The 14,266-nt window shown below is 67.7% G+C and carries 12 protein-coding genes; 5 read left to right on the forward strand and 7 right to left on the reverse strand.

Going from position 1 to position 14,266, the window contains the following annotated elements; translation table 11 throughout:
- Positions 1-184 precede the first annotated feature (184 nt).
- Positions 185-463 carry a DUF4190 domain-containing protein gene (locus ACFW6D_RS27105; protein ID WP_379239316.1) on the forward strand — a complete coding sequence of 93 codons (279 nt, stop codon included), beginning with the start codon at positions 185-187 and terminating at the stop codon, positions 461-463.
- On the opposite strand, the gene ACFW6D_RS27110 is transcribed toward ACFW6D_RS27105, so the two are convergent.
- The 7 genes from ACFW6D_RS27110 to kstR all read right to left on the reverse strand — a co-directional run bounded on the left by ACFW6D_RS27110 (position 460) and on the right by kstR (position 8,729).
- Entirely contained in the window at positions 460-1,251 is a 792-nt protein-coding gene (locus ACFW6D_RS27110; protein WP_379332672.1) for an enoyl-CoA hydratase/isomerase family protein, read from the reverse strand. The genes ACFW6D_RS27105 and ACFW6D_RS27110 overlap by 4 nt on opposite strands.
- A gap of 14 nt (positions 1,252-1,265) precedes the next feature.
- The gene (locus tag ACFW6D_RS27115; protein ID WP_379239314.1) at positions 1,266-2,441 is read right to left on the reverse strand and encodes an acyl-CoA dehydrogenase family protein; all 1,176 of its coding nucleotides are present in this window, start codon (positions 2,439-2,441) and stop codon (positions 1,266-1,268) included.
- A 41-nt stretch (positions 2,442-2,482) separates the two neighbouring features.
- Positions 2,483-3,349 carry a metal ABC transporter permease gene (locus tag ACFW6D_RS27120; RefSeq protein ID WP_379332674.1) on the reverse strand — a complete coding sequence of 289 codons (867 nt, stop codon included), beginning with the start codon at positions 3,347-3,349 and terminating at the stop codon, positions 2,483-2,485.
- Positions 3,349-4,182 carry a metal ABC transporter ATP-binding protein gene (locus ACFW6D_RS27125; protein WP_379332676.1) on the reverse strand — a complete coding sequence of 278 codons (834 nt, stop codon included), beginning with the start codon at positions 4,180-4,182 and terminating at the stop codon, positions 3,349-3,351. The genes ACFW6D_RS27120 and ACFW6D_RS27125 overlap by 1 nt, the downstream gene beginning before the upstream one ends.
- 8 nt (positions 4,183-4,190) lie before the next feature.
- Positions 4,191-5,075 carry a metal ABC transporter solute-binding protein, Zn/Mn family gene (locus ACFW6D_RS27130; protein WP_379332678.1) on the reverse strand — a complete coding sequence of 295 codons (885 nt, stop codon included), beginning with the start codon at positions 5,073-5,075 and terminating at the stop codon, positions 4,191-4,193.
- Between the two features lie 134 nt (positions 5,076-5,209).
- Positions 5,210-7,780, reverse strand: coding sequence for a trehalose-phosphatase (gene otsB, locus ACFW6D_RS27135; RefSeq protein ID WP_379332680.1), 2,571 nt, complete (start codon positions 7,778-7,780; stop codon positions 5,210-5,212).
- A 334-nt stretch (positions 7,781-8,114) separates the two neighbouring features.
- Entirely contained in the window at positions 8,115-8,729 is a 615-nt protein-coding gene (kstR, locus tag ACFW6D_RS27140) for a cholesterol catabolism transcriptional regulator KstR (RefSeq protein ID WP_378908636.1), read from the reverse strand.
- Positions 8,730-8,876: 147 nt separating this feature from the next.
- Between kstR and ACFW6D_RS27145 the strand changes: the two genes are divergently transcribed.
- Genes ACFW6D_RS27145 through ACFW6D_RS27160 form a run of 4 tightly spaced genes read left to right on the forward strand, consistent with a single transcriptional unit; the run spans position 8,877 to position 14,188 of the window.
- Positions 8,877-10,988: an acyl-CoA dehydrogenase family protein gene (locus ACFW6D_RS27145; protein ID WP_379332682.1), complete on the forward strand. Its 2,112-nt coding sequence runs from the start codon at positions 8,877-8,879 to the stop codon at positions 10,986-10,988.
- 4 nt (positions 10,989-10,992) lie between these two features.
- Positions 10,993-12,072: an acyl-CoA dehydrogenase family protein gene (locus ACFW6D_RS27150; RefSeq protein ID WP_379332684.1), complete on the forward strand. Its 1,080-nt coding sequence runs from the start codon at positions 10,993-10,995 to the stop codon at positions 12,070-12,072.
- Positions 12,057-13,220, forward strand: coding sequence for an acyl-CoA dehydrogenase family protein (locus ACFW6D_RS27155; RefSeq protein ID WP_379332686.1), 1,164 nt, complete (start codon positions 12,057-12,059; stop codon positions 13,218-13,220). The genes ACFW6D_RS27150 and ACFW6D_RS27155 overlap by 16 nt, the downstream gene beginning before the upstream one ends.
- Complete coding sequence (locus ACFW6D_RS27160) at positions 13,217-14,188, forward strand: bifunctional MaoC family dehydratase N-terminal/OB-fold nucleic acid binding domain-containing protein (RefSeq protein WP_379332688.1); 972 nt, start codon at positions 13,217-13,219, stop codon at positions 14,186-14,188. Before ACFW6D_RS27155 ends, ACFW6D_RS27160 begins: the two co-directional genes overlap by 4 nt.
- Positions 14,189-14,266: the final 78 nt, after the last annotated feature.

Consider the following 14,266-nt stretch of genomic DNA (forward strand, 5'->3'; position numbering starts at 1 on the left):
GTTGCTGGAGGCTTCGCCTCGGACGCAACGGCGGCTAACTCGCGGCCGGGCCGCTACCGCCGCTGCGCGGCGGGCCCTCCCTATGGGTCGGGTGTGGGGGTTGGGAGTGCGGTTGTGGCGGGTGTCTTCGATTGCTGGTCGTGTAGTGGGGTCAGCAGCCTTCCCGCACAGTAAGATTCGACGGGTGGCGATTCCGAATCAGCCGATCGGTGAGACGGTCGAGCATCCGCAGGCCAACCTGATCCTTGTGCTCGGGCTGCTCAGTCCGTTCTGCTGCGGGATTTTCGGGCCTGTCGCGTGGGTGCTCGGTAAGCGGGCACTCAACGAGATCGACGCGTCCTACGGTGGGCTCAGTGGCCGCTCGCAGGTGATGATCGGCTATATCGCCGGTATCTTCGGCACCATCTGCATGCTGTTGTTGGCGCTGCTGTACCTGGCCGGTTCCTGTAACGGGAACTTCTAGTCCAGGCTCGGGCGGTCCCAGGCAGGCCATTCCCCGCTGACGCTGCCGGTCCAGTTCGGTGGGCGACGCTCCTTGAACGCCACCATCGCCTCGCCACCGTCGACGCTCTTGGCCACGTGGGCATTGAGCTCGGATTCGAGCTGCCCGACCACCGTGGGCGTCATGCCGAGGCTCTCCCAGATCAGCCGTTTGGTCAGCGCGACCGGCAGGGGAGCCGTCCCGGTGGCGATGTCGTGGGCCACTGCCATCGCCGTCATCAGTACCTCTTCGGCGGGCAGTGCGGCATTGGCGAGCCCGAGCGACTTGGCCTCGTCACCGTCGAAGGTGCGCCCGGTGAGCATGATGTCGGCGGCGTTGGCCAGCCCGGCCAGGCGCGGCACCGTCCAGTGCGCGAAGCCGTCGGCGAGCACCCCGCGTCGCACCTGATTCAGCCCGTACACCGCGTCGCGCGCGAAATACCGCAGGTCACACTGCAGAGCTAGCGCTAGTCCGATGCCGACCGCGTGCCCGTTCACCGCGGCGATCACCGGCTTGCGTACCTGCCAGGGCGGTGGGTCGAGGGTGGCGCTCACGTCGCCGCCGCGCGCGGCCAGGTCCGCACCCGCGCAGAAGGCCGGTGGCGTGCCGGTGATCACGACGGCGCGGATCGCGTCCTCGGTATCGCAGCGGCGTAGCGCCGCGCTCAGCTCGGCCGCCATCGTGGGGGTGACGGCGTTCTGCTTGGCTGGTCGGTTGAGCGTCAGCAGGGCGACGCCACTTTCGACATCGACGAGCAATTCCGAACTCATGGGATCGAATCGTACTAGCGACCGGCCAGCAAGTGTCTGCCGATCGCATACTTGTGCACTTCCGTCGGACCGTCGTAGAGCCGGAACGCGCGCATATCCCGGAACAACATCTCCACGACGGTCTCGTCGCTGATGCCGATGCCGCCGAGCACCTGCACGCATCGATCGGTCACCTTGAACAGTTCCTCGGACACATACGACTTAGCCATCGACGATTCGTGTCTGGCCTGCTGCCCCTGATCCATCAGCCAGCAGGTGTGCCAGATGGTCAGCCTGCACTGGTGCAGCGCCACCTCGTTGTCGGCGAGCATGAACGACACACCTTCGTGTTCGCCGATCGGCTTGCCGAAGGCGGTGCGGGTGCGCGCGTAGTCCAGGGCGATGGATTGTGCGCGGGCGGCCGCGCCGAGCCAGCGCATGCAGTGGGTGAGCCGGGCGGGTGCGAGCCGTAATTGGGCGTAGCGCAAGGCTTGTCCGGTGCGACCGAGCACAGCCGTCGGCGGGAGCGTGAGGTTGTCGAACCGCACCACGGCGTGGCCGCCGACGTAATTGCGGTCCATCGTGTTCATGATCCGCTCGATCACGATGCCCGGCGCGTCGCCTTCGGTGATGAACAGCGTCGGGCCGGCGGGCAGGTGCGGGTTCTCGGCGAGCAGGGCCATGATGATCCAGGTCTTGGCGCCGTCGGCTCCGGTGATCAACCACTTGAGCCCGTTGATCACGAAGTTCTCGCCGTCGAACACCGCTTCGGTACTGAGCTGTCCGGGATCCGAGCCGGCCCCGCCGGGTTCGGTCATCGCGAAAACGGAGCGCTGTTCGCCTCGGATCACCGGCATCAGATACTGGTCGACCTGCTCGGGATCGGCGATCTTGTCGAGCAGAAACATGTTTCCCTCGTCGGGCGCGGCGCAGTTCATCGCGACCGGTCCGAGCGTCGACCACCCCGCCGCCTCGTACACCAGTGCCTGCTCGACATGGCTGAGTCCGAGCCCGCCGTATTCCACCGGCGCCTGCACGGTCAGCAGCTTCTCGGCGCGGGCCAGCTCGACGAGTTCGGCCCGCAGCTCGTCGGTCGGGCCGTGCGCGGTGAGCCTGGGGTCGCGCTCGAACGGCACGATCTGCTCGACGACGAAGGCGCGAACACGATCCCGCAGCGCGGCCAGGTCATCCGGAACGGTGAAGTCGATCATGAACCGATTGTGCGCGCCACCTACCGTGCGCCGTGGCGAATTCAGCGCGCGTGGGCCAGCTGCCGATTGCGATGGCCGACGACCCGGCACACCAGATAGATCGTGAACGAGATCGCCGTGACGAAGGTCGACACCGGAACGCCGGGAGCGAGCGAGAGCAGCAGCCCTCCAACTGCGGCAACTTCAGCGAAGATCACCGACAACACCGTCGCCCGCATCGGACTCGACGTCACCTGCGCGGCCGCCGCGGCAGGCGTGATCAGCAACGCGAGCACCAGCAATGCTCCGACGATCTGCACCCCGAACGCGGCCGTGATGCCGAGCAGCACCGCGAACACCACCGACAACGCCCGCACCGGCACCCCGCGTGCGATGGCGACCTCGGGATCGGCACTGGCGAACAGCAACGGCCGATACACCACGGCCAGCACGGCCAGCACGGCCGCGGTACAGGTGACCAGCAGCGCGAGCCCGTCATAACCGACGCCCGCGACCTGTCCGGTGAGCAGCGAGAACTTCGACCCGGCCCGCTCCGGCGCCAGCCACAGGAACAGCACCGACAACCCGAGCCCGAACGAGAGCACCACCGCGATCACCGAATCACGTTCGCGCGCACGAGAACCCAGCCACCCGAACAAAACGGCAGCCACAACGGAACCAGCGATCGCCCCGAATCCGACCCCGACGCCCACGAGCAGGGCCGCCGACGCACCGGTCAGCGACAGCTCGCTGGTCCCGTGCACCGCGAACGACATCTGCCTGGCGACGATCAACGGCCCGATCAACCCGGCCAGCAACCCCAGCAACGCACTCGCCAACAGCGCCTGCTGCACGAAGTCATAACTGAGCAGGTTCGCGGTTGTCCCGAAGTCGAACATCTGCTGAAAGACCTTGGTGAGCTTGTCCATCAGGCGGTACCGCCCAGCGCATCCATATCGTCACCGGTACCGACGACCACCAGGCGTCCACGCACCCGCAACACCTCGACCTCGGTGCCGTACAGCTCCGACAGCGTTTCCGAGGTCATCACCTCATCGGGCGTCCCGATCCGGAACCCACCGTCGACCAGATACAGCACCCGATCCACCATCGGCAGGATCGGATTGATCTCGTGCGTCACGAACAGCACCGCCGTGTCGTGTTCGCGGCGCCGCTTGTCGACCAGTTCGGCGACCAGCCGCTGATTCGCCATGTCCAGGCTCAGCAGCGGTTCGTCACACAGCAGCACCGACGGATCGCCGACCAGCGCCTGCGCGACCCGCAACCGTTGCTGCTCACCACCGGACAGTGTCTCCAGGGGCGCGTGCGCGAAAGAACCAGCACCCACCGCGGCAATCGCGGCATCGACCTTCGCGGCCCGGCTCTGCCGCCCACGCCATCCGAGCCCCCACCGATGCCCGTCCACCCCGAGCCCGACCAGGTCGACCCCGCGCAACTGCACCCCGGCGTCGATCGTCTTCTGCTGCGGGATGTACCCGATGCCCGGGTTGCCGACCCCGGCGCGCCGCCCCGCGATCTCGGCGCTGCCCGAGCTCAAGCCGAGGGTGCCGAGCAGCACGCGCAGCAGCGAGGTCTTGCCGGAGCCGTTGGGGCCGAGGACGGCGATGAACTCACCCGGCCGCACGTCGAGGTCGAGGTCGTGCCAGAGGGTGCGGTCACCGAAGGCCATCGTCGCCGCGCGCAGGCGGATCGCGGCGGTGTCGGTTACCGACGCGGCGGACAGGGTGGTTGCCTCGGTCATGGAAGTCCTCAGCGCAGGGCCGCGGCGAGCGCCTTGGCGTTGGCGGTCTGCCACTGGATGTAATCCATTCCGGCAGGCAGGGTTTCGGTGACCTCGACGATGGCGATACCCGCGGTCTGCGCGGTGGCCCGCAGGTCCTGGGTGATCTTGTCCTCGGTCTGGGTGTTGTAGATCAGCGCCTTGACCTGCTTGCCGGTGATCAGGTCGCGAGTGGCGGCGACGGCGGCCGGGGACGGGTCGGTCTCCTGCTCGATCGCTTCCTGGAACTCGTGCGGGGTCTTGTCCTGCGCGGTCGCGGCGACGAGCAGGTAGTGCGCGAGCGGCTCGGACTGGGCGACCGGCGCGTTCGGCGTCTGGGTGGCGATGGTGCCGGTGATGGTGCTGACGCCGATCAGCTGGTTCTTGAAGGCGACCGCACGCTCGGTGTAGGCGCCTGCGTGCGCGGCGTCGACCTCGCCGAGCTGGGCCGCGATCTGGTCGGCGACGGCGGCGACGGTGGTCACGTCGTACCAGACGTGCTCGTTCTCGTCGCTCTTGTCCGCACGCTGCTCGAACGCCTCGACGGTCCGCTTGTCCTTGCCCGAGATGGCCTTCTCGATGAACTCGTCGTAGTGCCCACCGTTGAACACCACGAGGTCAGCGTCGCTGATCTTGGCGGTGTCGGTGGCCGAGGTCTCGAACGAGTGCGGGTCGGCGGCGGGATCACTGATGATCGAGCTCACCTGCGCGTCCGGCCCGGCGACGGCGGTCGCGATGGATCCCCACACATTGGTGGAGGCGACGATCTGGGGAGTATCGGAATCGGTGGAGCTGGTGCCGCAGGCGCTGAGGACAGCCACGGCCGCCACTCCCGCCGTGAGACCGGCAAACAAGCGGGCGAATCGAGGGTTCACGCGGCACTCCTGGCAAGCAAACTGTAGATCGTAATGGAAATCGTTACCGTTTTAGATTAGCAGCTACGAATACCCAGGACGAACCGCATCGAAAAGCCGGGCTCGAAATTCGAACCCGGCTTTGTCGAGCGTTGTCACACCAAGGCGTTGACCGGCTGGCTCAGTAGTTGGGCGCAGCGCAGCAAACCGAGGTGGCTGTAAGCCTGGGGGTGGTTGCCGAGAGAACGCTCGGCGACCGGGTCGTATTCCTCGCTGAGTAGGCCGGTGGGGCCTGCTGCCGCGACGAGCTGCGCGAAGAGCGCCTCGGCATCGGAGCGCCTGCCGATCAGCAGGTACGCCTCGACCAGCCAGGCGGCGCACAGGTGGAAGCCACCTTCGCCGCCGGGCAGACCGTCGTCGTGGTGGTAGCGGTACACCGTCGCGCCACTGCGCAGTTCGGCCTCGGTGGCCACGACGGTCGCGGCGAAGCGCGGGTCGGCGGGGTCGATGAGGCCGCTCAGGCCGATGTGCAGGGTGGCCGCGTCCAGGTCGGTGCCGTCGTAGGCGGCGGTGTAGGACTGGACCTCGTCGTTCCAGCCCTTGGCCTTCACCTCGTCGGCGATCGTGGCGCGCAGGGTCGCCCATTCGGGATCGGCCGAGCGATCGAAGCGGTCGGCCAGGGTCAGCGCGCGGTCGATGGTGAGCCAGCCCATCACCTTCGAGTACACGTGGTGGCGCGGATTGCCGCGGATCTCCCAGATGCCGTGGTCGGGCTCGGTCCAGCGTCGCTGCACCGCCGACACCATCGCGTGCACGAGTGCCCAGTCGGCATCCGGCAGCGCCTTGGCGGGTTCGGTGATGCCCTGACGCTCACGCTCGTGCGCCATCGAGGTGATCAGGTCGACGATCGGCCCGAACACATCGAGCTGCACCTGCATATTGGCCGCATTGCCCACGCGCACCGGCCGCGACCCGGCGTAACCGGGCAGCAGGTCGATCACGGCTTCGGGCGGCAGGGTCTCGCCGTAGATCGTGTACAGCGGGTGCAGGCGCTCCGGGCCGGGCAGGGTGTCGAGGACCTTGTGCACCCAGCCGAGGAATTCCTCGGCCTCGGTGAGCGAGCCGAGGTTGACCAGCGCCTGCGCGGTGAGCGAGGCGTCGCGCAGCCAGCAGTAGCGGTAGTCCCAGTTGCGCACGCCGCCGATGTCCTCGGGCAGCGAGGTGGTCGCCGCGGCCAGGATCGAGCCCGACGGGCGATGCACCAGTCCGCGCAGGGTCAGCGCCGAACGCTTCATCAGATCCGGCTTGAGCGGAGGCAGCTGCAATCCGGCCGCCCACTGCGCCCAGTACTGTTCGGCGAGCTGACGACGCTGCGGCTCCGGTGTCATCGACGGCGCGAGATCAGCCGTCCCACACCGCAATTCGAGCACCACCGGCCCGACCGCTGGGTCGACCACCGCGCGCGCCTGCTGATTGGTGCCGTCGGACAGGATCTCCCACTCCACACCGGGGGAGCGCAGCACCATCGGATCGTTGGTGCCGCTGACGATCAGTCCGTTGCGCACGGCTTCCATGCGCACCGGCACCTGCCCGAATTCCGGCTGCGGCGCGAAGGTGACCACGGCCTTCGCGGTGCCGGTGATCACCCGGGTCAGGTCCGTGCGGTTGGGCTCCACGTCGTGAGGCAGGTAGTCGGCCACTTGCAAACTGGCCCACCGGGTTTCGACCGTCATGGTGCCGTCCACATACCGCTGCGACAGCGGCAGGCTCGGCCGCTCCGGCGCCACCGTGAAGTGCCCGGCCGCCGCGCCGCCCAGCAGATGCGCGAACACCGCCGCCGAATCCGGCTCGGGATGGCAGAACCAGGTGACCGTCGCGTCGGGGGTGAGCAGCGCGACCGAGCGCGGGCTGGCCAGCATGCTCAACCGTTCGATCCGCGGCGCACTCGCTCCGGCCAGCCAGGTGCGCCGCTCCTCGACCAGGAACGCCAGCGCGCGCGCCACGTCCTCGGTGGAGTCCACGTGCAGCTTGGCGATGCTCTCGCCCTCGCCGACCTTGATGCCCACGTCGGGCCCGGACAGCACCCGGAACGCCTTCTCGTCGGTCACGTCGTCGCCGAAGAACACTGCGGCGGAAGCGCTTTCCTGGTGGCGGATGGTGTCGAGTGCGGTGCCCTTGTCGGTGGGGATCACCGCGAGCTCGATCACCGCCTTGCCCTCGGTCACCTGCACGCCGACCCAGCACGCCGGGCCCTGACGCACGGAAGTCAGTGCGCGCCTGCCGATTTCGGGGGTGGCGTTACGCACGTGCAGTGCGGCGCTGGCCGGCTTCATCTCGACCGTCACGCCCGGGTTCTCGGCGGCGATCTTCGAGAACGCGGAATTGATCTCTGTCAGTAGCTGTTTGGCGTCGTTGTCGATCGCGTGCACGAAGCCGACGTCGAATTCCGAACCGTGACTACCGATCAGCTGTACCTCGACCGGCAGGCGCGAGAGCGCGGCCAGATCGCGTAGTGCCCGACCGGAGATCACCGCCGCCGTAGTGTTCGCCAACCCCGCGAGTGCGCGTAGCGCGCTCACCGATTCCCGCTGGGGAAAGGCTTTCGCCGGGTCGGACACGATCGGGGCGATAGTCCCGTCGTAGTCCGAGGCAACCAGTAGCCGCGGCACGCGCGCAACCGACGCCAGTGCACGGCGGACATCCAAGGGCAGTTCCTGTGCGCTCACGCATCCAACCTAGTGATGGGAGGAGTTGATCAGGGGGCGCGAAAAACAATACTGCGTCAATTTTGCCGCGCGAGCGGCGCGGCGGGTTGTGCGGACGACCCCCGGTCGTTTGCTCGCGACTTTACGGCAAATTCCGGACCTGTGGTCGGCCACGACGCGCGGGATTGATCTAGGTCGCCGCCGGTCGGCGAGGCGCGCGCGGCCGGTAGATGCACTGTTTCGCATATGCGACGTCGGCTATGCATCTTCCCACTGGAAGGCGCACAGCCGACGCGTGTCAACTGCTATGGGTGTTTTGTGATGATGTAGCCGCGAGAAATGTCGTGTTGCTGGGTTATCCGCGATCGCCCAGCAACAGGTCGACGGTCAGCTCGAGTCGTTCCGTGACATCGGTCGCAGAGGCCCTGCGAGTGAGCCAGGCGACCAAGTTCGACAGCCACACATCGGAGATCACGCGGGCGATGGCGAGCTGACGATCATCGGGTTCGCCGTCGCTCATCGCGCGGGCGAAAACCCGGTCCATCACCTTGCCGACCCGATCCACTTCCGCGGCGGCCGAGGCGTCGGCGAACATGAACGCGCGCGTCATGGCCTCGGTGAGCAGCGGGTCGCGCTGCATCATCCGGGTGATCTGAGTGAGCAGGCCGTGCATGCGCTCGGACGGGCCGTCGCCGGGCAGCGGCTTGCGTTTGCCCTCGAACATCTCGAATTCCCTGGCCAGCGCCGAAACCAGCAGGTGCACCTTGGACGGGAAGTAGCGGTACAGGGTGCCGACGGCCACATCGGCGCGCTCGGCGACCGCCCGCATCTGCACGGCGTCGTAGCCGCCCTTGGAGGCCAGCGCGAGGGTGGCGTCGAGGATGCGCTTGCGCCGGTCGCGCTGCGCGCTGGAGCTGAGCTCTTCCTCGGACAGCGTGGTCACGGTGGGCGTTGGTGCGGGACTGTCCATCGTGGAAACCCTTTCGCATCAGTGGAATCTCATCGGCTGAGCCGCGCGGGGAGCGTCGAGCGAGTGTAGCGCTCTTGACTTATGCCCGGCCAAGATATTAGAACATGTTCTAGGAGTGGGAACCACGCCGGAAGGGCGGATCTTCTTGTGACCATCGCCACCACTGACGAGCATAAAGCCGTCGCGGCGTCGCTGCGGAGCTGGGCGAGTACGGTCGCGCCGATTGAAACAATGCGGGCCGGCGGATCGGGCGCCTGGCGCGAGTACTGGCCCGCGCTCGGCGAGTTCGGGCTGTTCGAAGTCGCACTGTCCGAGGACAATGGCGGCCTCGGCGGCACGGTCGCCGACCTCGCCGTGATGCTGGAGCAGACCGGCGACGACCTGGTCGGCGGCCCGGTGCTGGCCACCGCGCTGGCCGGACTCATCACCGCGGGCACGCTGGCTGTGCCGTGTGCTGTCGCGGTGCCCGGCGACGAGCAGGCCGCGAAGGCGGCAGCCATCGAGACGGGCTGGAGTGTCACCGGCACTTGGGATTTCGTCTACGGCGCCGATGCCGATACGCCCGTCCTGGTACCCGCTGACACCATCGACGGCACCCGCTGGCTGCTGATTCCCGCTGCGGCAGTGACGATTACGCCGCTGCCGCACGGCGATCACACCGTTTCGCTGGCGCGGGTGAGCGCTACCGAAGTAGCTGTCCCGGCCGAGCGATGCTTCGCACCCACGGCGGATGTCACCGACCTCTTCGTCGCGCTCGCGGTAGCCGAACTGGCGGGAGTCGCCGCCTGGACCCTGCGTACCGCCGTCGAATATGCCTGTGTCCGTGAACAATTCGGCAAACCGATCGGCAGTTTCCAGGCGATCAAGCACCTGTGTGCCTGGATGCTGTGCCGCACCGAGCTGATTCGCGCAGTCGCCGCCGACGCCGCCGCCGCGATCGACGACGGCGGCGACGAACTCCCGATCGCCGCCGCCGTCGCCGCGTCGGTGGCCCTCGACGCCGCGGTCGACAACGCCAAGGATGCCATCCAGGTGCTCGGCGGCATCGGCTTCACCTGGGAACACGACGCGCACTTCTACCTGCGCCGAGCGAGCTCGCTACGCCAGCTCCTCGGCGGTTCGGCCCGCTGGCGGGCCAGGGTCGCCGAGCTGACCAGGGATGGTCGACGCCGCACCACCGGTGCCGAACGGGTGCTCGGCGCCGCCGACACCGCACTGGTCGACGAGGTCGCCGCGATCGCCGCCCTCGAACCCGCCGACCAGGCGCGAGCGCTGGTGGAAGCGGGCATGGTGATGCCGCACTGGCCGCGCCCCTACGGCCGCGCCGCCGACCCGATGACCTGCCTGCAGATCGCCGAACAACTGCGCCGCGCCGACCTGGCGACTCCCGACCTCGCCGTCGCGGGCTGGGCGGTGCCGACGCTGTTGCGATTCGGCACCGAGGAGCAGATCGAACGCTTCGTCTGGCCGACCCTGCACGGCGAGGTCATCTGGTGCCAGCTGTTCAGCGAGCCCGGCGCGGGCTCCGACCTCGCCGCCCTGCGCACCACCGCCGAGAAGGTCGACGGCGGCTGGGTGCTGCGCGGTCAGAAGGTGTGGACCTCGCTCGGTTCCACCGCCAACTGGGGCATCTGCCTGGCCCGCACCGATCCGGCCGCGGCCAAGCATCGCGGCATCAGCTACTTCCTCGTCGACATGCGCGCCACCGGGGTGCAGGTGCGTCCGCTGGTGCAGATCACCGGCGAGGAGAAGTTCAGCGAGGTCTTCCTCGATGACGTGTTCGTCCCCGACGATTGCCTGGTCGGCGCGCTGAACAACGGCTGGAAGATCGCGCGCACCACGCTGTCGGCCGAGCGGGTCGCGATGGGTGGTGGCGGTATCGGCGGCGCACTCGAAGCCCTGCTCGACCGTTTCCCGGTCGGCGGATGGGGAACAGAACTGCGTGAGGACCGTTTCGGCGCACTGATCACTTTCTCGATTGCTGGATCATTGCTGGAACAGCGAATCGCGATGGCGACGGTGGCTGGAGCTGAGGTGGGCGCCCAAGCCAGCGTCCGCAAACTGGTCGGCGTCCGGCATCGGCAGGAGCTGGCGGAATACGCGCTCGAACTTGTCGGCCGAGAAGGTTCCCTGGATAGCGATGCTCTGAAAGAATTCCTGCTTACGCGGTGTCTCTCGATTGCGGGCGGTACCGAGCAGATCCTGTTGACCGTGGCAGCCGAACGGATTCTCGGATTGCCGCGTGATGCGGACAGTTAGCTCGATGAGGGAGGACGCCGTGGATTTCACCCGCGACGAAAGCGCCGACGCCGTAGCCGAGGTAGTGGTCAGCCTGCTCGAACGTGAGCCGGCCAGGGACATGGCCCTGTGGCCGAGCCTGATCGACTCCGGTCTGCTCGCCGTGCCGGTACCGGAGCGATTCGGCGGCGACGGCATGGGTCTGCTCGAGGTGTCGGCCCTGCTCATGGAGCTGGCCACCGATGCCGTGGACGTGCCCGCGCTGCCGACCTTCGGGTTCGGCGTGCTGCCACTGGTTGGCGTGCTGTCGGATGAACTGGCTGAGCGGGTGCTCGCCGAGGTCGGCAAGGGGACGGTGATCACCGCCGCGCTCAACGAACCGGGCGCGCCGTTCACCACCGCGCCGAGGACGAAGGCCGTACGCGACGGCGACACGGTGCGGATCACCGGTCGCAAGTCCGGCGTGATCTACGCCAGCGAAGCCCGATGGATCCTGGTGCCCACCGATGCCGGTGTGGCACTGGTGGATTCGGTCGCACCGGGGCTGGAGATCATTCCGGTGGTAGGTTCGGCGGGCATCCCGGAGGCGTCGCTCGTCCTCGACGAGGTCGAGATCCCGGCCGACCAGCTGCTGCCCGACACGCTGCCCACCCTGCACCGCCACGCGCTGGCCTGCATCGGCGCGGTCGCCGACGGCTTGTTGAAAGGCGCCATTACCCTCACCGCCGAGCACGTGCGCACCAGGGAACAGTTCGGCCGCCCGCTGGCCGAATTCCAGGCCGTCGCGCAGCAGATCGCCGACCTGTACGTGGTCTCGCGCACGTTGCACGTGGCCGCGGAGTCGGCGTGTTGGGCGCTGGCACAGCCTGATTCGACACCTGAGCACCAGCACCGCATCGACGAAGACCTCGACGTACTCGCCTACTGGGCTGCCGCCGAACTTCCGCGCGCCATGCAGAAATGTCACCACCTGCACGGTGGACTGGGTGTGGATATCACCCACCCGATGCACCGCTACTACTCACAGGCCAAAGATCTCGCCCGGCTACTCGGCGGTGCGGGTCTTCGGCTCGACCTTCTGGGAGCAAGATGTTCATCGATCTGACCGCCGAACAGCGGCGGTTGCGCGAAGAATTGCGTTCCTATTTCGCCGATCTCATCTCGCCGACCGAAGCCGCCGTGATGGCGGTGGACCGCCACGGCGACACCTACCGCGAGGTGGTGCGCCGGATGGGCCGCGACGGCTGGCTCGGCGTCGGCTGGCCCAAGGAGTTCGGCGGCCAGGGTTTCGGCCCGATGGAACAGCAGATCTTCTTCAATGAGGCTGTGCGCGCGGATATTCCGCTGCCGCTGGTCACTTTGCTGACCGTGGGGCCGACCCTGCAGAAGTACGGCACCGAGACGCAGAAGAAGAAGTTCCTCCCCGGAATCCTTTCCGGCGATATCCATTTCGCCATCGGCTACTCCGAGCCGTCGGCAGGCACCGACCTCGCCGCACTGCGCACCACCGCTGTCCGCGACAGCAACGGTGACTGGATCATCAACGGGCAGAAGATCTTCACCACCGGAGCTCACGAAGCCGACTACGTCTGGCTGGCCTGCCGCACCGGCACCGTCGAGTCCCGCCACCGCGGCATCACGATTCTCATCGTCGACACCAAGGACCCGGGCTACTCCTGGACCCCGATCATCACCTGCGACGGCGCCCACCACACGAATGCCACCTACTTCGACGACGTGCGCGTACCTGCGGAAATGCTTGTCGGCGAAGAGAATCGCGGCTGGCGGCTGATCACCACCCAGCTCAACCACGAGCGCGTCAGCCTCGGGCCCTCGGGCAAGATCGAACAGCTCTACGACCGCCTGCGTGACTGGTCTGCGGAACACGGCCAGCTCGGTGAGCCGGAAGTCCGCCGCGCCCTCGGCAAAGTGCGAACGATGGTGCGGCTCAACGAATTGCTGAACTGGCAGGTCGCCGCCGCCGACACGTCCGCCTCGCAGAACGCGGTGATCGCCGACGCCTCGGCCACCAAGATCTTCTCCACCGAATCGCTGCAGGAAGCGGGCCGCGTGGTCGAGGAGATCATCGGCCGCTACGGCGACCCCGCCGAGCCCGGCACCGCCGACCTGCTCGGCTGGCTGGACCGGCGCACCAAGCAGAACCTCGTCGTCACCTTCGGCGGCGGCGTCAACGAGATCATGCGCGAACTGGTCGCCACCGCAGGCCTCGACCTGCCGCGCGTCCCCCGATGAACAAGGAGCGGCGCGTGCCGGACGCAGGAGAGATCGCGGAGGCCGCGGCGAAGATCGTCGCGGCGGGGGAGTCGGCGCCCCGGATGGGTCGTGACCCGGTGAACCAGCCGATGATCCACAACTGGGTCGAGGCGCTCGGCGACGCCAACCCGATCTACGTCGACGACGAAGCAGCAAGGGCTGCAGGCCATCCCGGCATCGTCGCCCCGCCCGCGATGGCCCAGGTGTGGACCATGCAGGGCCTACACGGCGTCCGTGCCGCCGACGACCCGATGAACCTCGCCAACGCACTGTTCGACGAGGCGGGCTACACCTCGGTCGTCGCCACCGACTGCGAACAGACCTACCACCGCTACGTGCGCCCCGGCGAACAGGTGCAGGTCACCAGCAGGCTCGCGGAAGTGAAGGGCCCCAAGCGAACCGGGCTCGGCGACGGCTGGTTCCTCACCTACGCCACCACCTGGTCGGTCGGCGACGAGGTCGTCACCGAAATGCTGTTCCGGCTCTTGAAGTTCGCGCCGGGAACCGCCGCCGTCGTGTCGGCACCCAGTTCCTCAGCGACCGAGACCGCGCCCGCCGAACGGGTCGGTCCGGTGATCTCACTCGATACCGAGTTCTTCTGGGCGGGAACAGCAGCCGGTGAGTTGCGCATTCAGCGACTACCCGACGGAACGCTGCGCCACCCCCCGATTCCCGCCCTCTGGCAGGACAAGGCAGGGACCACCGACTATGTCGTGGCGGCGGGCACCGGCACCGTGTTCAGTTTCGTCGTGCACCACGCCCCGAAGGTTCCCGGCCGCGACCTGCCCTTCGTCGTCGCACTCGTCGAACTGGACGAAGGCGTGCGCATGCTCGGCGAGCTGCGTGGCATCGACCCGGGCGAGGTCGCCATCGACCTGCCGGTCCACGTCGCCTTCGAAATGCTCACCGACGGAACAGTTCTGCCCTACTGGCAGGCCGCATCGTGACCGCTTCCGGCTATCCGCATGCTCGCCGTCACGCCCCCGTCGACCCGCGCTCCACTCGACTCCGCGTCCACCGCGCGG

This window comes from Nocardia sp. NPDC058705 (assembly GCF_042749305.1).
Classification (GTDB): domain Bacteria; phylum Actinomycetota; class Actinomycetes; order Mycobacteriales; family Mycobacteriaceae; genus Nocardia.